The organism is Luteibacter jiangsuensis (assembly GCF_030812295.1).
GTDB classification, from domain to species: Bacteria; Pseudomonadota; Gammaproteobacteria; order Xanthomonadales; family Rhodanobacteraceae; genus Luteibacter; species Luteibacter jiangsuensis_A.
Window position 1 is genome coordinate 170,509 of the sequence record NZ_JAUSSK010000001.1, and the last position, 23,202, is coordinate 193,710.

The 23,202-nt window shown below is 67.3% G+C and carries 11 protein-coding genes; 2 read left to right on the forward strand and 9 right to left on the reverse strand.

Going from position 1 to position 23,202, the window contains the following annotated elements:
• Positions 1 to 4 precede the first annotated feature (4 nt).
• The 4 genes from J2T07_RS00830 to J2T07_RS00845 all read right to left on the reverse strand — a co-directional run bounded on the left by J2T07_RS00830 (position 5) and on the right by J2T07_RS00845 (position 14,866).
• Positions 5 to 1,135, reverse strand: a complete 1,131-nt coding sequence (locus J2T07_RS00830) for a glycosyltransferase family 2 protein (RefSeq protein WP_306846595.1) — start codon at positions 1,133 to 1,135, stop codon at positions 5 to 7.
• Between the two features lie 25 nt (positions 1,136 to 1,160).
• Entirely contained in the window at positions 1,161 to 7,544 is a 6,384-nt protein-coding gene (locus J2T07_RS00835) for a non-ribosomal peptide synthetase (RefSeq protein WP_306846596.1), read from the reverse strand.
• Positions 7,541 to 14,233, reverse strand: coding sequence for a polyketide synthase (locus J2T07_RS00840; protein ID WP_306846597.1), 6,693 nt, complete (start codon positions 14,231 to 14,233; stop codon positions 7,541 to 7,543). Before J2T07_RS00840 ends, J2T07_RS00835 begins: the two co-directional genes overlap by 4 nt.
• 345 nt (positions 14,234 to 14,578) lie before the next feature.
• On the reverse strand, positions 14,579 to 14,866 hold the full coding sequence (locus J2T07_RS00845) for a hypothetical protein (protein WP_306846598.1): 288 nt from the start codon (positions 14,864 to 14,866) through the stop codon (positions 14,579 to 14,581).
• On the opposite strand from J2T07_RS00845, the gene J2T07_RS00850 reads away from it, so the two are divergent.
• Positions 14,835 to 15,650, forward strand: coding sequence for an autotransporter outer membrane beta-barrel domain-containing protein (locus J2T07_RS00850; protein ID WP_306846599.1), 816 nt, complete (start codon positions 14,835 to 14,837; stop codon positions 15,648 to 15,650). The genes J2T07_RS00845 and J2T07_RS00850 overlap by 32 nt on opposite strands.
• A gap of 311 nt (positions 15,651 to 15,961) precedes the next feature.
• Here the strand turns inward: J2T07_RS00850 and J2T07_RS00855 are convergent, their stop codons facing one another.
• The gene (locus tag J2T07_RS00855; protein ID WP_306846600.1) at positions 15,962 to 16,684 is read right to left on the reverse strand and encodes a hypothetical protein; all 723 of its coding nucleotides are present in this window, start codon (positions 16,682 to 16,684) and stop codon (positions 15,962 to 15,964) included.
• A gap of 110 nt (positions 16,685 to 16,794) precedes the next feature.
• On the opposite strand from J2T07_RS00855, the gene J2T07_RS00860 reads away from it, so the two are divergent.
• Positions 16,795 to 17,475 (forward strand): J domain-containing protein, encoded by a 681-nt coding sequence (locus tag J2T07_RS00860; RefSeq protein WP_306846601.1) that lies wholly within the window; start codon positions 16,795 to 16,797, stop codon positions 17,473 to 17,475.
• Between the two features lie 29 nt (positions 17,476 to 17,504).
• On the opposite strand, the gene J2T07_RS00865 is transcribed toward J2T07_RS00860, so the two are convergent.
• The 4 genes from J2T07_RS00865 to tviB form a co-directional block, all read right to left on the reverse strand.
• Positions 17,505 to 18,905 carry a TIGR03013 family XrtA/PEP-CTERM system glycosyltransferase gene (locus tag J2T07_RS00865; RefSeq protein ID WP_306846602.1) on the reverse strand — a complete coding sequence of 467 codons (1,401 nt, stop codon included), beginning with the start codon at positions 18,903 to 18,905 and terminating at the stop codon, positions 17,505 to 17,507.
• Positions 18,906 to 19,057: 152 nt separating this feature from the next.
• Entirely contained in the window at positions 19,058 to 20,701 is a 1,644-nt protein-coding gene (locus tag J2T07_RS00870) for a GMC oxidoreductase (RefSeq protein WP_306846603.1), read from the reverse strand.
• Positions 20,702 to 20,731: 30 nt separating this feature from the next.
• Positions 20,732 to 21,742 carry an NAD-dependent epimerase gene (locus J2T07_RS00875; RefSeq protein ID WP_306846604.1) on the reverse strand — a complete coding sequence of 337 codons (1,011 nt, stop codon included), beginning with the start codon at positions 21,740 to 21,742 and terminating at the stop codon, positions 20,732 to 20,734.
• Positions 21,743 to 21,758: 16 nt separating this feature from the next.
• Entirely contained in the window at positions 21,759 to 23,027 is a 1,269-nt protein-coding gene (gene tviB / locus J2T07_RS00880; protein ID WP_306847921.1) for a Vi polysaccharide biosynthesis UDP-N-acetylglucosamine C-6 dehydrogenase TviB, read from the reverse strand.
• Positions 23,028 to 23,202: the final 175 nt, after the last annotated feature.

Genomic DNA, 23,202 nt, shown 5'->3' on the forward strand with positions numbered 1-23,202 from the left:
GGGGTCACCATAGGTGCAGCCTTCGATTGCGTGCGAAGGCCAGTAGCGCCTGCGCCGCGAAGAGGTTGAGGTAGAAGAAGGCGACCGCTATCCGCAGGGGCAGCAGGCGTCCCAGTGGTGGTTGCAGGCGTGCGAGCGCGACCAGCAGCAATCCTCCGATCAGTCCGCCGAAGGCCAGGGCGTACATGGGATGACGGGTGAACAACAGGCCGGTGCTGACCGTGAGGGCCAGGATCAGCCACGGCGCGAACAGGCGCAGGAGCTTATGGCTGACGAAGCGGAACCAGAGGGGATTGCGCCACGGCGCGAGCAACCATGGTGCGAGCTGGATCAACTGGTAGTTCCCGGCGAGTGTGCGGATCTTGCGCCGCCGCTCTTCCTCGGGCAGTTGCGACGGTTGGTCCCACGCCATCGCCTTGGGCTCGAAGACCACGCGCTTGCCCTGCGCCGCCACGCGCATGGGTACGAGCACGTCGTCCAGCACGGTGCCTGCGGGCAGTGGCTGGAACAGCGACCGGCGTATCGCGTACAAGGCGCCACTGACGCCGATCGTCGAGCCGGAGAGGCTTTCCGCATGGCGGATGCCCTTCTCGTAGCGCCAGTAGAAGTCAACGCCCTGGGCGAAGCCGCTGCGCACGTTTTCCATGTGCAGTTCGCCACCCACCGCGCCCACGGTGGGGTCGCCGAGGTTGGCGACGAGTTCTTTCAAGGCCACCGGGGAGAGCTTCTGGCGGACGTCGGTGAAGAGCAGCACCTCGCCGCGTGTCAATGCCACGGCGTCGTTGAGGCAGGCCGCCTTGCCGCGCCGGTTGGGAAAGTCCAGCACGGTCACCCGGGGATCGGTCGAGCGCCGTGCCGTCGTCACCGTCGTGTCGTGGCAGCCGTCGCAGGCGATGACGATGTCGATCAGCTCGGCGGGGTAGTCCAGCTGCCGCAGGCTGGCCAGCTTCGCGCGGATGAAACGCTCGCCGTCGTGCACGGCCATGACGATGCTGACCGTGGGAAGGATCGCGCGTCGCGCCACCGGCAATGGACGCAGGCGGGCCTGCATCCACACCAGCAGCGGATAGCCGATGAAGACGTGCGCGAGCAGTGCCGCCGAACTCCAGCAGATGAACCAGGCGATATGAGTCATGTCGGCGTTCCCCCCGGGCGCCAGGTCAACCGCGCCCAAGAAGGCGACTTAGCAGGCCACGTTTCGTGGCGGGCGCCGTGGCGGCCGGGATCGCTACCGCCAGCTCCGCGGCCAGCGTGCCGAGCGTGCCATTGGCGATGTCGAGCAGGTTGAGTTGCACACCCGTGAGCTTCTGGATGCGGACGGCCATGTCCACCGCGAGCAGGGAATGACCGCCCACGTCGAAGAAGTTGTCGCTGGTGCGTATGCGCGACATGCCAAGCAGTTCGGTCCATACCGACGCCAGCAGCCGCTCGCTTTCGCTGCGCGGTTCCGTGCTTTCGGCCGACGCGCCCACGTAAGGTTCCGCGGGAAGCGGCAAGGCCGCGATGTCCACTTCGCCCGTTGCCAGCAGCGGCAAGGCATCGAGCACGACGAGGTGCGCGGGCATGGACCAGGCCGGTAGCGACGTGGCCAGCGCGGCGCGCAGGTTTTCGGCGTCCGGCGGATTGCCCGGAGCGCCGACCGCATAGGCATCGACGCGGAAGAGGCCGGCATGGTCCGTCCGCGACACCGCCATGGCGCGCACGATGCCTGGCTGGGCGACCAGCAGGGCTTCGATCGCCGCAGGCTCCACGTCCAGGCCGCGGCTGCGGATGCGCCGGTCGTCGCGCCCGATCACCTGCAACTGGCCATCGGCCAGCCAGCGTCCGCGGTAGCCGGTGCGCAGCAGGCAGCCGTCTCCCGGCTGCCGTTCCGCGTTGGCTCGCTGGCCGAACGGCATGGCGAGGGTGCGGCCGGCGACACCGAGTTCACCGGTCGCGCCGATCGGGCAGGGCTCGCCGTCTTCGTCGATGATCCAGATCTCCGCATGGGTGGCCGGGCGGCCTTCATGCAAGGCGTCGGCGATGTGTTCGACACGGCCGCATGTCGCGACGGGAGCCGATGCCGCGTCACCGAACAGTGTCCACAGCTCCGCCGTGGAAGCGGCGATGCGAGCCGCCATGTCCGGCGTGGGCGTACCGCCGACGACGACCGCGCGCAGATGGCGGTCGCCCGGCCACCGCGTGTCGACGAGCGTGTGCCAGGTCTCGGGATTGGCGATGAAGGTATCGAGGTTGCCGAGGTCGCCATGCGCGAGAGCGTGGGCGTCGGCGATCCGCCAGGTGGCGCCATGGGCCAGGGCGAGCAGGGGTGCGATGACGGACATCGGATCGACAGGCAGGGCATCGCCGGAAACACGCTGCTCGGCGTCGAAGGCGAGTGCGTCGGCAAGACCTTCCACGGCTGCGGCGACGGCCCGGTGCGAAAGCGCCGCGCCTCGCGCCTTGCCATCGGGGCCCAGGGTGTGAAAGGCGATGGCCGCGCCATCGGCATCGGGGCGCGCGATGAAATCGCCGTCGCCGACGATGGCGGCATCGAGTTCCGCGTGGTCCGCGTCGAGCCAGAGGGCGCACGCGCGCGGCCAGTCCAATGTCGTTTCGAGCGTGGCGTCGCCGACCAGTACGGTCATCCGTGCATCGGCGAGGATGTCGCGCAGCCTCGCCGCAGGGTCGGCGCGGTCGAGCAACAGGGCGGTGCTTCCGGTCCTGGCGATGGCCAGGAGGGCGGCGAGACGCTCGGTGCCGGGATCGACGCAGAGGCCGACGACACTTCCGTTCTTCGCGCCGCGTTCGCGCAAGAGTGACGCCATGCGGTCGACACGACGCAGCAGCGACGCATAGGTTGTTTCACGGCTCCCTTGCGCGATGGCGACGGCATCGGGGGAGATCGCGGCGCCCCGGGCAACCAGGGCGTAGAGGTCCGCGGGCAGGCGGGCGTCGGCACCGGAAGCATTCCAGTCGCGCATGCGTTCACGTTCGGCCGCCGTGGCCGCCGTGAGCGTACCCACGGCGATCGCGGGATCGATGGCGACCTTGCGCATCATCCCGAGGTAACGCTCGCGCATCAGCCGCGCCGTATCCGCCTGCAGCAGGTCGGCGTTATAGGTTACGCCGCCGACCATGCCCGCGTGGCCTTCCAGGAACCAGAGCCCGAGGTCTTCCGTGGCACCGCTCTGGAATAGCAGGATCTGTTCATGGGCGAGGCCACCCCAGTCCACCACGCGCTGGCGGGCATCCTGGAACGAGAACAGCGCCTGGTAGAGCGTGGCGCCCGCGCCATGGCCGACCTTCAGTTCGCGTTGCAGGTATTCCAGCGGAACGTCGGGATGACCGAAGGCCTCGATGGCGGTGCGTTTCACGTGACGGACGAACTCGAGGAACGACAGTGCCGGATCCACGCTCACATGAAGCGGTAACAGGTTGTTGAAGTAACCCATGACCGATTCCAGCTCGGTCTGGTTGCGTCCGCGCACGGGCGTGCCGACGACGAGGTCGTGCTGGCCGGCCGAACTGGAAAGCATCGCGAAATACAGGGCGAGCAAGGTCATGTTGAGCGTGGCGTCCGCCTGGCGGGCCACCTCGTGCATGGCGTCGGTGTCCTCGCGCGACACGCGGATCCACTCGGTCCGGCCGAGGCCGGACATGCCCGGACGCCGTGGATGGTCGGTGGGCAGCGCGCGTATGTCGCCCATCTGCGCGAGGCGCTCACGCCAGTATCCAAGCTGGACCTGGAACGCGGGCGATTCGAGCCACTCCGCATGCCATTCGGAGAAATCGCCATAGGTCACGGGCAGCGGTGCCAAAGGCGAGGGCTGCCCCGCGGCGAAGGCGCGATACAGCGCGGAGAGTTCGTTGTAGAGGATGTCGAACGACCAGCCGTCCCAGATGATGTGGTGCGGCATGAAGAAGAGCGCGTGCTCGTCGTCGGCCAGGCGGAACATGCGCGCGCTGAACAGCGGCGCGGCGCCGAGATCGAATGGCGTGTCGGTCAGTTCCTGCAGGCGCTGCATCAAGCGGGTCTCGCGTTCTTCCGGCGGCAGGTGGCTCAGGTCCTCCGCGGGGAAGAGGGGATATTCCAGCTGCGGCGCCACGACCTGCGCGATGTCGTTGCCGAGGTCGCGGAAGGCGGTGCGCATGATCGGCTGCCGCTGGATCAGGGCCTGGAACGCCATGTCGAACGCATGCTCGTCGAGCTGACCACGCAGGCGGTGCGCCGACGGCGCGTTGTAGGTGACGCGGCCGGGATGCATCCGTTCCAATGCCCACAACCGGCGTTGCATCAACGAAAGCGGAGCGTGGTCTTGTTCCGTGGCGGGGCGATGGCCGACGGGCGCGGTGGCGGGCGCGCTCCCGCTGGCCACTTGCGTGCCGATGGCGGAGGCGAGCCGTTCGATCGTGGGGGCGTCGAACAGCGTGCGGAACGACAAGGTGACGCCGAACTCGCGATTGAGGCGGGCGGTGAGCTGCGCGGCCAGCAACGAATGACCGCCCAGAGCGAAGAAATCGTCGCGGATGTCGAGGTCGGGCAGGCAGAGCACGCTTTCCATCGCCGCGGCGACGCGTCGTTCGTCCTCGTTGCGTGGCGCGATGCGCTCGCCGGACGTGGAGATGGAATGGGCGATCGGCGGCGGCAGGGACTTGCGGTCGGTCTTGCCGTTGGGCAGCAGCGGAATGGCGTCCAGCACCAGGATATGTTGCGGAACCATGTAGTCGGGCAGGCGTGCGCGCAGGCGTGCGCGCAGGTCGTCCTCGTCGAGCGCGGCGGCGCCGTCGCGGGCTACGACATAAGCGACCAGGCGCACGTCCCCGGGGCGGTCCTCGCGCGCCATCACCACCGCGCGGGCGACCTCCGGCGCATCGGCAAGCACGCTTTCGATTTCGCCCGGCTCGATGCGGTAGCCGCGTACCTTCACCTGGAAGTCGAGACGGCCCATGTGCTCGAGCAAACCGTTGCTGAGCCAGCGGCCACGATCGCCGGTCTTGTACATGCGCGAATCGGGCGCTTCCGACCAGGGGTCGGCGACGAACTTTTCGGCCGTGAGTTCGGGGCGGTCGAGATAACCAAGCGTGACGCCGGCGCCGCCGATGTGGATTTCGCCAGGCACGCCCAGCGGGCAGTGGTTGCCGCCTTCATCGAGGATGTGCACGGTGGTATTGGCGATCGGACGGCCGATGTAGATGCCGCCGCGCGGGTCGGATACACGCCAATAGGTCGAATACACCGTGGTCTCGGTGGGGCCATAGCCGTTCCACACTTCGCCACAACGGTCGAGCAGGGCTTCCGCCAGGTCGACGGGCAGCGGTTCGCCGCCGGAGACCGCGCGAAAGGCGGGCCGACCCTGCCAGCCCGCGTCCACGAGCAGGCGCCAGCCGGCCGGCGTGGCCTGCATCATGGTGGCGTCGCATTCTTCGATCAGCCTGCGCAGCTGTCCACCATCGCGTACGTCGTCGCGGCCGGCGACGACGATCTCCGCGCCGCTGGTCAGCGGCAACATCAGTTCCATGAAGGCGATGTCGAACGACAGCGTGGTCACCGCGACCAACCGGTCGTCAGGGGCGATGCCCGGCACCCGCTGCATGCTGGTGAGGAAATTCGCTGCCGCGCGGTGCGGTACGCGCACGCCCTTGGGCCGGCCAGTGGAGCCGGAGGTGAATATCACATAGGCGACGGAGTCGGGCGTGGCGGCGCGGCGGTTGCGCTCGGGCCGTTCGAAGGATGCATCGACGATCTCCCCGCTGTTCAGCGCGATCACGCGCGCGGCATCGAACTCGAACGCCAGCGGCGTATCGTCGTCCACCACCAGCGCGGCGAGCGACGCATCCTCGGCCATGAAGGCGAGCCGGTCGGCGGGGAAGGTCGGGTCCAGCGGGACATAGCCGGCACCGGATTTCAGTACGCCAAGCACGGCCGCGACCATGTCGAGGCCGCGCGCCAGCGACAGGCCGACCAGGGCGCCATGGCCGATGCCGCGCGCGCGCAACGCGTTGCCGATGCGGTTGGCTCGCGATTCCAGTGCGGCATAGCTGAGCGAGCGGTCGGCATGACGGACGGCGGCGCGCTCCGGCGCGCGGTCCACCTGTTGTTCGAAGAACTCGTGGGCGAGGCGGAGTTCCGGGAACGGAGTGGGCGCAGGCTGCAGCGCGGCCAATTCGCGGTACACGGCGTCGGAGACGATCGGCAGCGCGACGGCGGCTTCCGTCGGGTCAAGCGCGGCATGGCGTAGCAGCGTCGCGTACGCGTCGAGCCAGCCTTGCACCGTGGCACCCTCGAAAAGGTCGGCGTTGTACTGGCATTCGAGGCGTAATCCGCCGTCCACCTGCACCGCATTGATGAACATCTCGAAATTCTCGAATTCACGCGGCACCGCTTCCACATTGAAGCGAAGGCCCGGGAAACGTACCGTGGTCTCGTCCAGTTGCGCGTCGAGGTTGAACAGCACCGCCACCAGTGGCAGGCGCGATGGATCGCGTGCCAGCGAGAGCCGGGCGAGCAGGCTGCCAAGCGTGTAGCGCTGGTGGTCGAAGGCGTCGAGCAGGTCGTTGCGCACGGTGCCCAGCACCGTGGCGAAGCTCGCTTCGTCGTCGATGCGTGCACGCAGGGGCAATACGTTCACGCAGTGGCCGACCAGCGTCTGCTGGCCTTCGGCCGCCTGGCCAGCCGTGGGAATGCCGATCACCACGTCGTCCTGCCCCGCCAGCCGGCGGAGCAGGACAGCGAACGCGGCGAGCAGGGTCGCATAGAAACTGGCGCCGTGGGCGGCGCCCAGGCGCTTGATCGCGGCGACTTCCGTCGGGTCCAGCATGCGGTCTTCGCGCCGTGAGGTGAACGTCCGCCGGCGGGGGCGGGAACGGTCCGTTGGGAGGTCCAGTACGGGGACCGGGCCGGCGAACCGGTCGAGCCAGTACTGTTCGTCCTCCCGGGCCGTCTCGCTGCCGGCGTGCGCAGCCTCGGCCAACGCGAAGTTCGAGAACGCGCCCGCGGGTGCCGGGCCGGGGCCCTGGCCTGTCCGCTGCGCGTAAAGAGCGGCGAGATCGCTCACGATCACGCCGAACGACCAGCCGTCGCAAACGATATGATGCGCGGCGATGGTCAGGATATGTCGGTCGGTGCCCAGGCGGAACAATTCCGCGCGGACCAGGGGACCGTTCTCGAGATCGAACGGCGTCGTGACGATGCGCGAGAACGCGGCCATGATCCGTGCATCGCTCTCGAACGGAGCCAGCAGGGAAAGATCGTGGAAAGCGATCGGCAGCGTGGTATGGCCGGCGACGAAGAGGCCTTCGCCATCGCCGCTGAAGGTCGCGCGCAAGGCTTCGTGGCGATCGACGATCGCCTGCAGCGCCCATTCGAGAGCCGGCACGTCGAGCAAGCCCTTGAGGTCGAGCGAAACCGCTTCGTTATAAGCCAGCGAGGCTTCCGGCTCCAGCCGGGATGCCAGCCACACCTCGCGCTGCGGTGCCGTCGTCGGGACGAGCCGCGTGAGCGGCGCGCCTGCGAACGGATCGTAGTCGACCGCCGTGGCGGCGGCCAGCTCATTGTGCGTCATGCGGTCACCCTCAGGTACTTGCCCGGCGCATCCGGGTTGGGAACGAACCACGCGGGACGCCCTTCAGGATCCTTGCCAAGCCGCGCGCCGGGTATGGGCGGATGCTCGGCATCGAAGGAGGCCGTCTCGCGGCGGCGCGGCAGGAATTCCGCTTCCTGCATTTCAAGGATCGATTCGCGGAAGGCGCTGGCGATCGCGGCAAAATCCGTCTCGTCGTGCGCCGTGGTGAAGAAGCAGGGGAAGTTGTCGAGGATATGGATGCCGCGGCTGCGCATCATCGCGAAGAGCAGGTCCTGCAGCGGATGGTCCTCGGTGAAGACGGTCTTCCACACCGACGAGAAGTGGACGACGTGGACCGGGGCGCCAACGCTTGCGCAGAAGGCGTTCAGTTCATCGGCCATGGCCGTGACCTTCGCGTTGAGCGAGGCCTGCAAGTCTGGACCTTCCTGTTTCAGGTGCGTGAGCACGGCATGCGCCGCGGCCAGGGCCAGCGGATGGCGGACGAAGGTGCCGGCGAAATAGGTGACGCCGACGGTGGGAGTGGAATCGTCGCCGAACTGCCAGTGGCCGCCGTCGAGCGCATCCATGAAGCGGCGCTTGCCGGCGATGACGCCGATGGGGAAGCCACCGCCGACCACCTTGCCGTACGAGGCCATGTCGGCATCGATGCCGAGCATCGCCTGCGCGCCGCGCGGATGCGAGCGGAAACCGGTGACCACTTCATCGAAGATGAGCAAGGAGCCGGCTTCCTCGGTGATCGCGCGCAGCTCCTGGAGGAATTCCACCGGCTGGAAATCGGGCCGGCGGCTCTGCACAGGCTCGACGAGCACGGCGGCGATGGACGAGGCGCGTTCGCGGATGATCGCCAGCGACTCGGGCGTGCCGTAGTCCAGGACCAGGACGTTCTCAGCCGTATTGCGCAGGATGCCCGGCGCGGCGGGAACGGACTTGAGTTTCCTGGTGCCGCGGACGATCACCTCGTCGAAGATGCCGTGATAGGAACCGGTGAAGATCACCAGGGTGTCGCGGCCGGTGACGGTCCGCGCCACGCGCACGCACCCCATCACCGCTTCCGAACCGGTGTTGCACAGTGCCGCGCGGTCGAAGCCGGTGAGCTCGCATACCTGCTTCGCGACCACGCCGGCGAGGGGATGTTGCGGGCCGATCTCGTAGCCCGCGTCCAGCTGCTTGCGCACCGTATCGAGCACGAAGTCGGGCTGCCAGCCGAACAGGTTCATGCCGAAGCCGTTCAGCGCGTCGACGTACATGTTGCCGTCGAGATCCCAGACCTTCGAACCCTTGGAACGTTCGATCACGATCTGGTAGACGATTTCCTTCAGCAACGGGCGGAAGCCGTTCACCACACGCGGATCGGCGAGGTGCGGGCGGTGCTCTTCCGTATAGGCCTTGGAAGCCTTGCTGCGCTCGATGTAGCGGCGCATGAACGCGTCGAGGCGGGCGCGCTGCCTCGCGGAGAGACTGGTGTTCGTGGAATGGATCCGGGCGATCGCGCCGAAGGCCTTCTTTACATCGTAGGTAGTGTGGGCGAGCGCCGCTTCCTCGTCGTTCGCAGCCCCGGATTGCTCAGAAGAAGCCCCCTGCCTGGCGGCATCCCCTTGCGGGGTGGATGCCGCTCTGGTGGGAGCCGACCCTGTCGGCGATACGGCGGTTCCATCGCCGGCAGGGCCGGCTCCCACCTGAGCGGTCCCCAACAAAGCAGCTCCCGCGGGAGCGGTGGCTCCCGCCAGCAACGCCAGCTGTTCCCGCATGATCTGCATTTGCTGCGCGATCACGTCCTGGACCAACCCGCCGCCGGAGGCGATTGCCACCGGCGCCACCGCCGCGGCCGGCACGGCGACAGCCGCGGCCACGGGCGCCACCGGCTGGGCTTCAGCCGGCAACAGGCGATCGATATGCGCCGCGAGCCGTTCGAACGAGGAACATCCGTCCATCAGTTCGCGGAAGGTGATCTTCAGTGCATAGGTCTTCTGTAGTTGCAGTGCCACCTGGGTCAGCGACAACGAATCGAGCCCCAGTTCGACGAAGGTCGCCGCCGGGTCCACGCCCTCGAGTTCGGTGCCGGAGACGTCCTCGAACAAGGCGGCGAGTTCGCCGACGAGACGTTGCGGACGAGCGGTGGTGGCGGGTGCGGAAGGCATCGGCATGGGGAGAAGCTCCGGTACGGCGGCAGTGGCGGTGACAGACGGCGCGACAGGCGCCGCCGCGGCGATGGGTGTGACGGACGCGGGAAGGCGCGCGTCGATCCAGTGCCGCTTGCGTTCGAAGGGGTAGGTGGGCAGCCGCACGCGGCGCCGGCTTTCGCGGTGGTCGAAGGCTCCGGTATCGATGGCGGCGCCAGCCGACCACAACGCTCCGGCGGCACCCAGCCACGCGGTCCGTTCGTCGGTGGGGCCATCGCCGAGCGAGGCGACGATGGTGCGGCCGCGGCTTTGCGCGTGCTGCCGGGCGAGCAATGCGAGGCTGGGGCGCGGGCCGACTTCCAGGAAGGCGTGGGTGCCTTCGTCCAACACGTGCAGCAGCGCCGGCGAGAAGCGCACCGTGTGGCGCATATGCCGCGCCCAGTAATCGGGCGAGGTGGCTTCGGCATCGGTCAGGGGCAGGCCGGTCAGTGTCGAGACGATGCGCATGCGTGGCGCGGCCAGCGGCACGGCGGCGACTTCGGCGCGGAACGCGTCGAGCACGGGGTCCATCATCGCCGAGTGGAAGGCATGCGAGGTATGCAGCAGGCGGCACGCGACGCCTTCGGCTTCGAGCGTGGCGCGGAAGGATTCGACGGCATCGGTATCGCCAGAGACGACGCTCGCGTTCGGCGCGTTCTCGGCGGCGAGCGATAGAGTGTCCGGGAGCCGGCCACGGAGCTCGGCGGCTCCCAGGCGAACCGAAAGCATGGAACCCCCGGGCAACGCCTGCATCATGCGGCCACGGCGCGCGACGAGTCGGGCCGCGTCGGCCAGCGGCATGATACCGGCCAGCGCGGCGGCGGCGAACTCGCCGACGCTGTGGCCGATCATCGCGACGGGTTCCACGCCGAGGCTCATCCACAGGCGGGCCAGCGCGTATTCCAATGCGAAGGTCGCAGGCTGGGTCAGTGCCGTCGCCTTGAGCGCGTCGGCGTCGCCGGCGAACATCCGGTCGCGCAGATCGAAGCCGAGCTCCTCGCGCAGCGCGCCTGCCACTTCGTCGAGCGCGGCGCGGAACACCGGCTCCGTGGCATGCAGTTCGCGGCCCATGCCAGCATATTGCGAGCCCTGGCCAGGGAAGAGGAAGACCATGCCCGGCGAGGGACTCGCGCAGGCACGGCACATCGCCGCGGCCGCGACGTCGCGCAGCTTCGCCATCGCGTCGTTGGTGGAGAGGGCGACGACATGGGTGCGCTGGACGAAGGCCTTGCGGCCGCATGCCAGGGTCCACGCCGCATCGGCGAGATTACCGTCGGGATGTGCCGCGAGATGGTCGGCGAGACGAGCGGCGGCGTGACCGAGCGCCGTCGGCGTGCGTGCCGACAGCAGTAGCAATTGCGCGCCGCTGGCCGCGTCGGACGGCGCGCGCTCCGGTGCTTCCTCGAGGATCAGGTGGGCGTTCGTGCCACCGACGCCGAACGAACTCACGCCTGCGCGCAAGGGCCCGCCAGCGGTTTGCCATGGGCGCAGCGTGTCATTCACCACGAACGGGGAGTCGGCCAGGTTGAGGCGAGGATTGGCGGCCTTGTAATGCAGGGACGGCGGTAAGCGGCGTTCGTGCAGGGCGAGCGAGGTCTTGATGACACTCGCCGCCCCGGCCGCCATCACCAGGTGACCGACGTTGCTCTTCAGGGATCCCAGCGCGCAGAAGCCCTTGTCCGTGGTGCCCTGGCGGAACGCCTGTGTCAGTCCTTCGAGCTCGATCGGGTCGCCCAGCGGCGTGGCCGTGCCATGCGCTTCGACATAGGAGATGTCGCGTGGTGACACGCCCGCATCGTCGAGGGCCATCGTGATCACGGCGGCCTGGCCGGAGGCATTCGGTGCGGTGAAGCTCGCCTTTACCCCGCCGTCGTTGTTCACGGCCGCACCGCGGATCACGGCGTAGATAGGGTCTCCGTCGCGCAAGGCATCGGACAGGCGCTTCAGCAGGACGACGGCGGCACCGTCACTGAACACCGTGCCTTGTGCGTCCGCATCGAACGTGCGCGTATGCCCGTCGGGCGAGAGCATCGATCCTTCCTGCGCGACGTAGCCACTGTTCGGGGGACAGGCGATCGACGAACCTCCCGCGAGCGCCATGCCACAACGTCCCGCGCGCAAGGCGTCGAAGGCCTGGGCGATGGCGACCAGCGAGGTGGAGCAGGCGGTGTTCAGGCTGATCGCCGGACCCGTGAGGTTGAGCTTGTGCGCCACGCGCGTGGCGAGGTAATCCTTCTCGTTGCCGAGCATCACCTGGAACGCGCCGAGCTTGTCGATCAGGTCGGGCCGGCCACTGACATGCCGCTGGTAATAAGTCGCGTTGTGCATGCCACCGAACACGCCCACGGGTACTTGCTGCGCATCGGGCACATAGCCGCCGCGCTCGAGGCATTCCCAGCACAGCTCCAGGAACAGGCGCTGCTGGGGATCGGTCAGTTCGGCCTCGCGTGGAGACATGCCGAAGAAGCCCGCGTCGAACTGTTCCACGTCGTCGACCACGCCACGCGCGGCGACATAGGCCGGATCGTCGCGATCGGCTGCGCTCACGGCGGGATCGAGTTCGCCCGGCGCGAAGAAGCGGATCGATTCGCGGCCGGCACAGAGGTTGTCCCAGAATGTCTCGACGTCCGGTGCACCGGGGAAACGTCCCGCCATGGCGATGATCGCCACCGCTTCCCCCACCGCCTGCGCGCCACCCGCGAGGCGTCCTGCCAACGCTTGCCGGGTGGCGCGCCCCTCGATCGTGGCCGCCACGGCGGCCGGGGTCGGTTCGGCGAAGAAGCCGACCAGGGTTGGGGTCGGCGACAGTTCTTCATGCACGCGAGTCATGGCACGCGTCGCAAGAAGGGAGCTGCCGCCGAGGTCGAAAAAGTTGTCGTCACGGCCGACCGCGTCCAGGCCGAGGGTCTGGGCGAAGATGGCGCAGAGCCGGGTTTCGATATCGCCACGCGGCGCGACGAAGGGTGCGGCCAGTTCGGGGCGATCGCTGCCGGGGACAGGGAGGGCGCGACGATCGAGCTTGCCGTTGTCGTTGACCGGCAGCGCATCGAGGCGCATCCAGGCGACGGGCAGCATGTACTCGGGAAGCGTGCGGGCCAGCGCGTCCCGCAGGTCGCGCGCGCTCACGCTGTCGTCGTGGCCGACGTAATAGGCGACCAGGCGCTTTTCGCCGGGAACATCCTCGCGTGCGACGACGGTGGCGGCGGTGACGCCTGGAAGCGCGCGCAACGCGATGTCGATCTCGCCGGTCTCGATGCGATAGCCGCGGATCTTCACCTGCCCGTCGGCACGCCCGACGAAGGCGAGATTGCCGTCGGGCAGCCAGTGCACGAGATCGCCGGTACGGTACAGCGTGCCACCGGCGACGAAACGCTCCGCGGTGAGTTCGGGCCGGTTGAGATAGCCACGGGCCACGCCGCTGCCACCGATGAAGAGTTCGCCGGTGTCACCGGCGGCGACCTCGTTGCCTTCACCGTCGAGCACATGCAGCGAGGTTTCGCCGATGGGCTTGCCGATGGGGATGGCCCGGAGGCCGTCGGGCAGTTCGCGCGGTATCGGGTAGGTGGTCGCGAAGGTGGTGCACTCGGTCGGACCGTAGCCGTTGATCAGTGCGGTGGAAGGCAGCGCGGCGTAAGCCTTGCGCACGTGGGGCACGGACAGCGCCTCACCACCCGTCAGCACCACGCGCAGGCCCGCCAGGTTGGTGGCATCGTCGTCGACGATGGCGTTGAACAGCGCGGCGGTGAGCCAGGCGATCTCCGCTCCATGCATGGCGACGGTGCGTGCGATGCCGCAGCCCGTGGGCACGCGCTCGTTGTAGACCACGCATGTGCCGCCATTGAGCAGCGGAGCGAAGATCTCGAAGGTGGAGGCGTCGAAGCCCAGCGGTGCCGCATGCAGCACTTTCGGTGCATCGAAGTCGATGTAATCGGAGCGCAGGACGAGACGCAGGATCGACGTGTGCCGGATCTCGACGCCCTTGGGCGTCCCCGTGGACCCGGAGGTGTACATGGCATAAGCGAGGTCGTCGCCCGAGCCCGCATGTGGGAGCCGCTTCAGCGGCGACGAGCGCTTGCCAGTCCAACCGCCGGTCTGGGTTTCCAGGGCGGCGACCGTGAACAGCGGAACGTCATCGGAAACGAAGTCCAGCGTTTCGTCCGCCACGATGGCCGCGACGTCCGCGTCGCGCAGCGCGAAGGCCACGCGCTCGGCAGGCCAGCGTGTGTCGATGGGCAAATAGGCCGCGCCGGCCTTCAGTACGCCGAAGAGGGCGACGATCGCCTCGACCGAACGTTCCATCAGCAAGGCCACGTAACTGCCGGGTTCCACACCCGCCGCCAACAACCCGGCCGCCACGCGGTCGCTGCGTGCATCCAGCTCGCCGTAGGTCAGGCTTGAGGCATCCGATGCCACGGCGGTCCGTTCCGGGCACGCTTTCGCCACGGCGGCGAAGCGACCGTGGACGGTGCCGGCGTCGTGCCCGGCGGCGGAAAGTGTCTGGTTCATCATGCGACCTCGTACTCGTTGGGAGAGCGCGAAGGCATAGGCCGAACGGTCGAGGCAGCCATGGCGCGGCCGAACGAGGCGCGTTGCGCTTCGCGTCCGCTTGCCCGCTTGCCCCTGCCGTTCCTCGACGATCTCGCCGTGCCTTCGGCTTTCATGCGATCCCCCGTCACGCGTGGTGGGCCGGATGACCCTTCCGCGTCTGTGGAATCTTTATATCTCCCGGGTCGTCGAGGGCATATACAACTGGCGTGCTAGCCGCCTTGGGCAAATGGCCGAGGTGGGATTTTTTTCCCACCACAAAAAAGGCGCCCCCAAGATGAGGACGCCAATCAAGGCAACGGTCCAAACTTATCGCGGCGACCGGAACTTGAACGAATCCAGCCGGATCACTTCAAGCGAACGGATCTCCACATGCCTGATGCGACCACGGCCCTGGTCGTCGTACCTGACCTCGGTTTGCCTTTCTTCGGAACCGGGCGGAATGGTCACGATGCTACCGATCACGTTCAGGCCAGCATCCTTGAACGACACGGTGACCTCGCGATCGGCGGATGTCACCGCGAAGCGCACGACATCCCATGGCTGGTCGAAATTGATGAAGACGATGTTCTTGTTCGTCGTGCCGCTGGGATACACGTCGAACCTGTCGTTTCAACGATACGGCTACGATTTCGACCAGCAGGTCAATGCGTTGCAGCTGGGCGGTGGACTGGTCGCGCTGGACGGCGACAACGGAACACTGCGTGCGGGCTGGGCCGCCGACCATGGCACGACCCGCGTCACGCCCAAGGCCGCGGACGGCAACAGTTCGGCCAAGTATCGCGCCAACGGCGTGTCCGCCTGGATCACCTGGCAGCAAGGCAATGGCCTCTGGGTGGACGGAGTGATCGGTTCCACCCGGTTCCACGGCGACGTGGGAACGGACCTGCGTGGCGCGGACGTAGGCCGCATACGGGCGAACGCCTGGACCATGTCGGTGGAGGTGGGGATGCCGTTCGCGCTCGGCAACGAATGGACCGTCGAACCGCGCTTCCAGCTCAAGCACCAGTCCCTGAACTTTCGCGATTTCGTCGACGGCGATGGCCTGGCGGTGAAGCTCGGCACGGCGAAACAGACCAGTGCACGCCTGGGTGGCCGCATCGCGAGAACGGCCAATCCCGTGTTCATGCCTTACGCTAGCCTCGACCTCACGCATACGGGCAACGGTGATCCGAAAGCCAATGTTTCCAGTGAAGACTGGGGTATCGCCGAGCGCTTCGGCTCCGGCCGCGTGGGTAACGCATATCGTGTGGCGGCGGGTGCGACAAGCCAGTTGGGCGAGCATGTGCAGGTTTATGGCGAAGGCACCTACCAGCACTTCGTCGGCGGCTATGGCATGCGCGGCTGGGCAGGCAACGTGGGCATTCGCGTCACCTTCTGAACGGTCGACACCGCGGGGCCGCGGGCGAGGTCCTCCTCCCTCGCTTCCTGGCGCATCCTTGCGCATCCGTGCTTCCTGCATCGTCCGTGGCGTCCTGCTCGTCCCGCCGCGGCCTCGTGGTGTCGGGAATCAAAGCTATCTCCCTGTAGCAGCGAGGAAAATAGCCCTATGGTTGTAGGCGCCGACGTCCGTTTCCGGACACCCTCGCGACGCTTTTCGCAGTGGGGTGTCCGGAAACGGACGCATGCCCCGCGCTGGCGCGCTTCACCACGCCAGCCGTGCCTGCGACCTGTCCGGATCCGGACGATCCCCTAGCGTATGGCGATGAGCCAGAGCGCCGCCCCCTGCACGGGCGCGGCTGTCCAATGCACACGGTAGGTGCCCGCGGCGGTCACCTGTCGCCATGCCACGGCACCCTGCACACCGCTTTCGTCGGGCAGTTCGACGAAGGCATCGATCAGCTGGAATCCGTCGCCAGGGACGACACTCATGCGTTTGACGCCACCGTCGCCCCACCAGAAGGCAAGCAACGTGGCGGGGCCGTCGACGTGGATCTCACCGCTGGCGACTACCAGCGACGGTTCGGCGTACGACTGGGCTAGCGCCTGCACGCGGCTGGCGTTGCGTACCTCGATGAAGGGCAGGGATAGCTCGCCACGCGGTTCCCCCCGCTTGATGATGGAGACGGAGTGGTTGGCTCCGCCCTTGCCGTCCAGAGCGACATAGGCTTTCACGTCGAAGCGATCGCCATAGTTCGCATAGGTCATCGCACGGCCCAACATGTTCCAGCGATTGCCGTAGGTGTCGCGCGGCGAGGCATCGTTGCTTGCGTATCCCGCGTTGAAAACGACGAACACACTGCCCTTGGACCGGGTGTCCATCGGGGGCGTCATGGCGGGACTGCTACCCAGGCCCTCGCCCTGGCCGAGGAACACGTGCGCACCGAGGGAGGGGGGTGGTGGATCGCCAGCCGCCACCTGCGGTGCTATCGAGAACAGGGCCGCGGCGGCCACGGTGGCGCGAAGACGGTGCATGTCGCTTCTCCAAAAGTTGTACTTGTCAGCGCGATGGCTGTGAGCGACGCTCGGCGTGCGGACCGCCCGCCTGACGATACGTCACGCGCGCCGCGCAAGGGGGCTCCACCGTGACGGACGAAACCGACTTCCTCGACCTGTACGCGAAGTTGCGCCTGGACCCCGGCTGCTCGCTTGAAGACTTCAAGCAGGCGTACCGTCGCCATGTGGCGATGTGGCACCCCGACCGCCGCCGCGGCTCGCGCGCCGACCAATTGGCGGCGGCCCGGCTGCAGCGGCTGACGGCACAGTACGGTGCCGCGATGGATTTCCATCGCAGGCACGGACGCCTGCCCGGCGCGTCGCAGGCGGCGCGTGCCGTCGATGCGGTGCCGGTCGTGCCTGAAACGGCGGTTCCTCTCCATGAAACCCCGCGAAAGGACACCGTACCACCACGCGCAACGCAGCGTGCGGTGGTGACTCGCTGGTGGCTCGCATTCGCCGTGGTGGCCATCGGAGGCGTGGCATGGTCGACGTGGCCTGCCAGCGAGGCGAGCCAGGGACTGGACGGGGAAACCGCGGAGGATGTCGCGATATCCGGGGGCGCGAGCGCTCCCTCCGCATTGAAGGCACTTACCCTCGGCATGATGCCGGACGAGGTGATCGGTATCGAAGGAGAGCCCACGCGGCGTGCCGATGGCCGTTGGGAATACGGTCCTTCCTGGATACGTTTCGAGCAGGGCGTGGTCGTCGACTGGTACAGCTCGCCGTTGCGCCGCCTTCGCACGGAATCGCCACGCCCGCGATCGTAGATCGCCCGTCGCATCCGCGCCGACCGGAATCACCGTGCGCCACGCCCGAACAGCACGACCTCCACGGTCTCGATCAGGATCACCACATCGAGGAAGAGGTTGTGGTTCTTCACGTAGAACAGGTCGTATTTGAGTTTCTCCGCGGCATCTTCTTCGGAAGCGCCGTACGGATAGCTCAGTTGCGCCCACCCGGCCAGGCCCGGCTTGATGGTGTGGCGGAGGCTGTAGTAGCGGATCTTGTTCTGCAGGTCGGAAACGAACTGCGGCCGTTCAGGGCGTGGCCCGACGATGCTCATGTCGCCTCGGATCACGTTCCACAATTGCGGCAGTTCGTCGAAACGCAGCTTTCGGCAGACGCGTCCTACCCGCGTCACGCGGTCGTCGTTGCTCGATGCCCAACGCGCGACGCCATCCATTTCCGCATCCGTGCGCATGCTGCGGAACTTGTATAGCCAGAAGGTGCAGCCGTGCTCGCCGACGCGCTCCTGGCGATAGAGGATGGGCTGTCCACGGCCGGATTCGATGCGAATCGCCAGGGCGACACCGAGCATGATCGGCCAGCAGAGCAGGGCGATCAGCAGGGATGCGGCCAGGTCGAAACCGCGCTTGGCGAACAAGGCCAGTGGCGTGGCGTTGAAACCGCCGGAAAACACCAGCCAGGACGGGTCCAGCATGGTCAGTTGCACGCGGCCCGCTTCACGTTCGACGAAGGTGGTCAGGTCGGTGATCTGCACGCCTAGCTGGCGACAGGCCAGCAGGTCATCCATGGGCAGGCTGCCCCGGCGATCGTCCACGCCCACCACGATCTCGTGTAGCTTCTCGCGACGCGCCAGTGCGGCGAGCGAGCCCGCCGGTTCGATCAACAGCGATTCGGGGATCGCGACAGCCTCGTTGGTTCCGCGTACATAGCCCAACAGGCAGAAACCACGTCGGTCCGAGCGCCGCCGCATGCGATTGTGGATCTGCGCGGCACGTTGCCCGGCGCCGAGGACGAGCACGCGTCGCTTGAGCGATTCCATCTCGACGAGGCGCATGAACACCGCGCGGAAGCCTACCGTCGACACGAAGCCGATGACCAGGGCCATGCCGAGTACGCCACGGCCCACGTAGGCCTGCGGGATCACGTAGTAGCCGACGACCAGCGCCAGACCACCGAGGATGAAGGCGATGGCGTGCCGTGCGAGCTGGCCTCGCCAGCTCATCCGCAGCGTGGCGCGATACTCGCCCAGCGCGGCCATGCACAGGAAGATGACCGTGGCGAACATCGCCGCGCGTGCCGTCAACGAATGCGTGGACGCAGCGAGATCCTCTGGCGAGGTCGCGAAGCGAATCCACACGGCCACGTTGAGCGAGGCGGCGAGCAACAGGAGTTCGCAGGTGCCCAGCAAGGTGAGCCAGCGCACGATCGGCTGTCTGAACAGGCGGATCATCGGACGTTCCCCTCGATGCACGCATGGACTGCGTGCCGGTACCCCAAGGCTAGGGAGCGGCCATGCCCCTGTCGATTGCACTTCCGGCTGGCGCACGGCTAGGCCGAATGGCCGCCCGATGCATGCATGCAACGCGAGGTGTATCGCCACCGTTACAACAGCGCGCGCAACTGCTCGGCAAGCCGCAGGCTGAGTGCGACGATGGTGAAGGTCGGGAACGCCCAGCCGCCGGTCGGGAAGACCGAACTGCCGGCGATGTGCAGGTTGTCCACGCCATGTACCTTGCCCTGCGGATCGACCACGCCCCGCGCCGGGTCCTCCGCCATCCGCGTGGTGCCCATGTGATGGGCGGTGCCTCGGAGTGCTGGCGCCTCTTCGCCACGCGTCCAGGGAGCCGCCTCGAAGCGGCCATCGCAGGTCATGGCGAGGCTGTCTCCGGCGACGTGGGTCATGGTGCGCCAGGTGTGCCGGTCGAGTTCGTTGAGACGCCAGTCGACCCGCACACGGCGCAGGCCCAGGCCGTCGAGGTCCGCACCGAGCGTGACCCGGCTGTCGCGGTGGGGCGCCTGTTCGAAGAAGCCGACCAGTTCGACGCGATCGCTGCGTACCGTCGGCCGGTCCGCAACCTTCTGCCCCACCGCGCGGATCACGTCGCCGATGTTCAGGCCGAGCCGGATCGCGTTGATGGCGAGGCCCTGGTGGATGGTGGCCACGTCGCCACCGGGCCCGTTCTGCAGGGCGGCGCAGAGCCGTGCCTCGAGCAGGGTCGCCTCCGTCCGCACAGCGGGGCGCAAGGCGGCGCGCAGGCCGCGCAGGGCGCGGATGCCTTGCGGCACCTGACCTTCCACGGCAAAGGGATGCACCCGGGCATTGAGGCTGCGATGGCGTCGCTGCGCCTCCATGGAAAGGCCGATCTCCGGTGCGAGCGGCGCACGTACCTTGCCGATCGTGCGCTCGTACGGTCGGGTGACGCGATCGGGCTCGTCCGCGCGGATCGTGCCGATCGTGCCCCGGGGATGATCCATGAAATAGCGGCCGACCAGGTCGCGATCGTTACCGAGCCCGCTGGACGCGACGCTGTCGGAGAGAAGAAGGATGCGCGCATTCTCGATACCCCCCGCCGCCAGCACGTAATGCCGCGCGCGCACGCGGCCACGGCGGCCGTCGAGCGTGCCGATTCGGGCGCCGGTGACCACTTTCGCGTCAGCGCTGGATTCGAGTTCCATGACGTTCGCATGCAGCAGCAGGGTGATGTTCGGTGCCTGGTGCAGTTCCTCGCGGTAGGCTTCGCCAAACGTGATCGGGCTCCTGGCGAAGATGAAGTTCACCAGCTCGCGGGCATCGAGGTCGAGCGGTCGGCGTGGCGGCGGACCGTCGAACGCACCAGGCCCGAAGCCATGCGAGGCATCGATACGGCAGAACTCGCGGGCGCGTTCGTACCAGGGGGCGAGGTCGGCGAAACGCAGGGGCCAGCCACTGTCGGGGACCCAGTCACGCGGCTCGAGGTCGCTGTCGGCGAAGGGGATGCAGCCTCCGCCCCATAGCGTGCAACTGCCACCGAACACGCGCATGCGCGACGTAGCGGCATCGAACGGCAGGTCGCCGGTGGAGTCGCCTTCGTACAAGGACTGGCTGCGGTCCTCGCCAGCGAGGCCCCCACCTTCGACAAGGCAGACCGTGGTGGAGCTTCCCGCGAAGGCCCGGGCGATGGCGATGCCGGCGGTCCCGGCACCGACGATGCACAAGTCGGCCTGGAAGTCGGCGGGCGCCGACCCATCGAGGTAGTCGATGATCAAGATGCGCCTCCTGTTCTTATCGCGCGCATCCTACGCACCGTAAAATTCGCGATACCAGGCGACAAAGCGCGCCACGCCCTCGGCCACGTCGATCTTCGGCGCATAGCCGGTGGCCTGGACGAGTGCCGAAACGTTCGCTTCGGTGTCGGGAACATCGCCAGGTTGCAGTGGCAGCATGTCCAGCCGCGCCGTGCGTCCCAGGCACTTTTCAAGCACTTCGATATAGCGCAGTAACTCCACCGGTTTCTCGTTGCCGATGTTGAAGATGCGATAGGGCGCGACTCCGCTCGTGCCCGGGTCGGGCCGGTCGCCCGACCAGTTCGCGTCGGCGGCGGGTATCCGGTCCAGCGTGCGCAGCACGCCCTCGACGATGTCGTCGACGTAGGTGAAGCTGCGCTTGTGCCTGCCGTGGTTGAAGACCCGGACGGGCTCGCCGGCGAGGATGGCGCGAGTGAACAGGAACAACGCCATGTCGGGCCGGCCCCACGGCCCATAGACCGTGAAGAAGCGCAGGCCGGTGCAGGGAAGGCCGTAGAGGTGGGCATAGCTGTGCGCCATCTGCTCGTTGGCCTTCTTGCTGGCCGCATACAGTGTCAATGGATGTTCAGTGGGCTGGTGCTCGGAAAAGGGCATGCGCGTATTCGCGCCGTACACCGAACTGGTCGAGGCGAAGACAAGGTGTTCCACCTCATGCCTGCGGCATCCTTCCAGCACGTGGAGGAAGCCGGTCACGTTGCTCGACACATAGACATGTGGGTTCGTCGCGGCGTATCGCACGCCCGCCTGTGCCGCCAGGTTGATCACCCGGCGGGGCTTGTGCGTGGCGAAAACGGCCTCGATCGCGCCGCGATCGGCGAGGTCGGCATGCACGTGGGTATAACCGGGCTGGCCCTCGAAGTGGGCCAGCCGCGCTTTCTTCAGGGCCACGTCATAGTAGTCGGACAGGTTGTCCAGCCCGACCACTTCGTCGCCGCGCTCCAGCAGGCGCGTCGCGACGTGGTATCCGATGAAGCCGGCGGTGCCCGTGACGAGTATTTTCATACGGGCTCCCGCATCGTCAGAGCCTGCCGTCCACCGCATCGCGGGGCAGCACGTACTTCACGTCGTAGACCACGGACAATGGCTTTCCGAACGCACGGATGCCGTCCGCGCCAAGGGCGACGAACTCACGATGGCCCACCGCGACCACCACGGCGTCATAGCCCCCATGCGCGGGTTCCGCGACCGGCTCGATGCCGTATTCGTGCATGGCCTCGCTGGCGCGGACCCAGGGATCATGGACATCGGCCGCGACGCCATAGCCATCCAGGGCATGGAGGATGTCGACCACCCGCGTATTGCGCAGGTCCGGACAGTTTTCCTTGAAGGCCAGCCCCAGCACCAGTACGCGGGCGGCAACCGGATTGATGCCCTTGCGCACCATCAGCCGCACCAGTTCTCCCGCGATATACGAGCCCATGCCGTCGTTCGTGCGGCGGCCCGCAAGGATCACATCCGGATGGTGGCCCACTTGCTGGGCCTTGTGCGTGAGGTAGTACGGGTCGACGCTGATGCAATGGCCGCCGACCAGCCCGGGCCGGAACGGCAGGAAGTTCCACTTCGTCCCCGCGGCCTCGAGCACTTCCAGGGTATCGATGCCCAGCTTGTTGAACAGGATCGCCAGGTCATTGACCAGGGCGATGTTGAGATCGCGTTGCGTGTTCTCGATGACCTTGGCCGCTTCGGCCACCTTCATGGAACTGGCGCGATGCGTTCCCGCGGTGATGATCGAGCGATAAATGGCGTCGACGAAGTCGGCGACGGCGGGCGTCGAGCCCGAGGTGACCTTGAGAATACCGGTCACTCGATGCGCCTTGTCGCCTGGGTTGATCCGTTCAGGGCTGTACCCCGCGAAAAAGTCCTCGTTGAAGACGAGCCCGGAAACGCGTTCCAGGATCGGTACGCAGACCTCTTCGGTACAACCGGGGTAGACGGTGGACTCGTAAACGACGACGTCTCCACGTTTGAGAACTTTGCCCAAGGTTTCGCTCGCGCGGACCAGGGGCGTCAGGTCCGGGCGGCGGGCGTCGTCGATGGGCGTGGGCACCGTGACGATGTAGACATCGCACTGGGCCAGCTCGTCGACATGGGAGGAGAAGCGGAGGCGATCCGCCGCGCCAAGTTCGTCGGCATCGACTTCCAGGGTGGCGTCATGGCCTCCACGGAGCTCCTCGACACGCTCGCGGCGGATATCGAAGCCCAGGGTCGCGTAGCGTTTGCCGAACTCCACCGCGAGCGGCAGGCCGACGTAGCCGAGGCCCACGATGCCGATACGCACCGTGTCCAATGGCCGGGTGACGAAGCCGCCGGCCGCCGTCCACGGGCGGCCGTTCGCCACGGGTTCAGCCACGTCGGCGTGGCCGGTGGCCCCTCTGAGGCTTGTTGTGTCCATGCCGGAGTCCTACCCCTTCGATGACATCGGAAATCCCCCTCTGGCGGAGGCGACGAAAGCGTAGCAATGC

Bases quoted from the DNA above. Each gene is read 5' to 3' on its own strand.
- J2T07_RS00830 (WP_306846595.1), bottom strand. From the start codon at position 1,135: ATGACTCATATCGCCTGGTTCATCTGCTGGAGTTCGGCGGCACTGCTC.
- J2T07_RS00835 (WP_306846596.1), bottom strand. From the start codon at position 7,544: ATGACGCACAATGAGCTGGCCGCCGCCACGGCGGTCGACTACGATCCG.
- J2T07_RS00840 (WP_306846597.1), bottom strand. From the start codon at position 14,233: ATGATGAACCAGACACTTTCCGCCGCCGGGCACGACGCCGGCACCGTC.
- J2T07_RS00850 (WP_306846599.1), top strand. From the start codon at position 14,835: ATGTTCTTGTTCGTCGTGCCGCTGGGATACACGTCGAACCTGTCGTTT.
- J2T07_RS00855 (WP_306846600.1), bottom strand. From the start codon at position 16,684: ATGCACCGTCTTCGCGCCACCGTGGCCGCCGCGGCCCTGTTCTCGATA.
- J2T07_RS00865 (WP_306846602.1), bottom strand. From the start codon at position 18,905: ATGATCCGCCTGTTCAGACAGCCGATCGTGCGCTGGCTCACCTTGCTG.
- J2T07_RS00875 (WP_306846604.1), bottom strand. From the start codon at position 21,742: ATGAAAATACTCGTCACGGGCACCGCCGGCTTCATCGGATACCACGTC.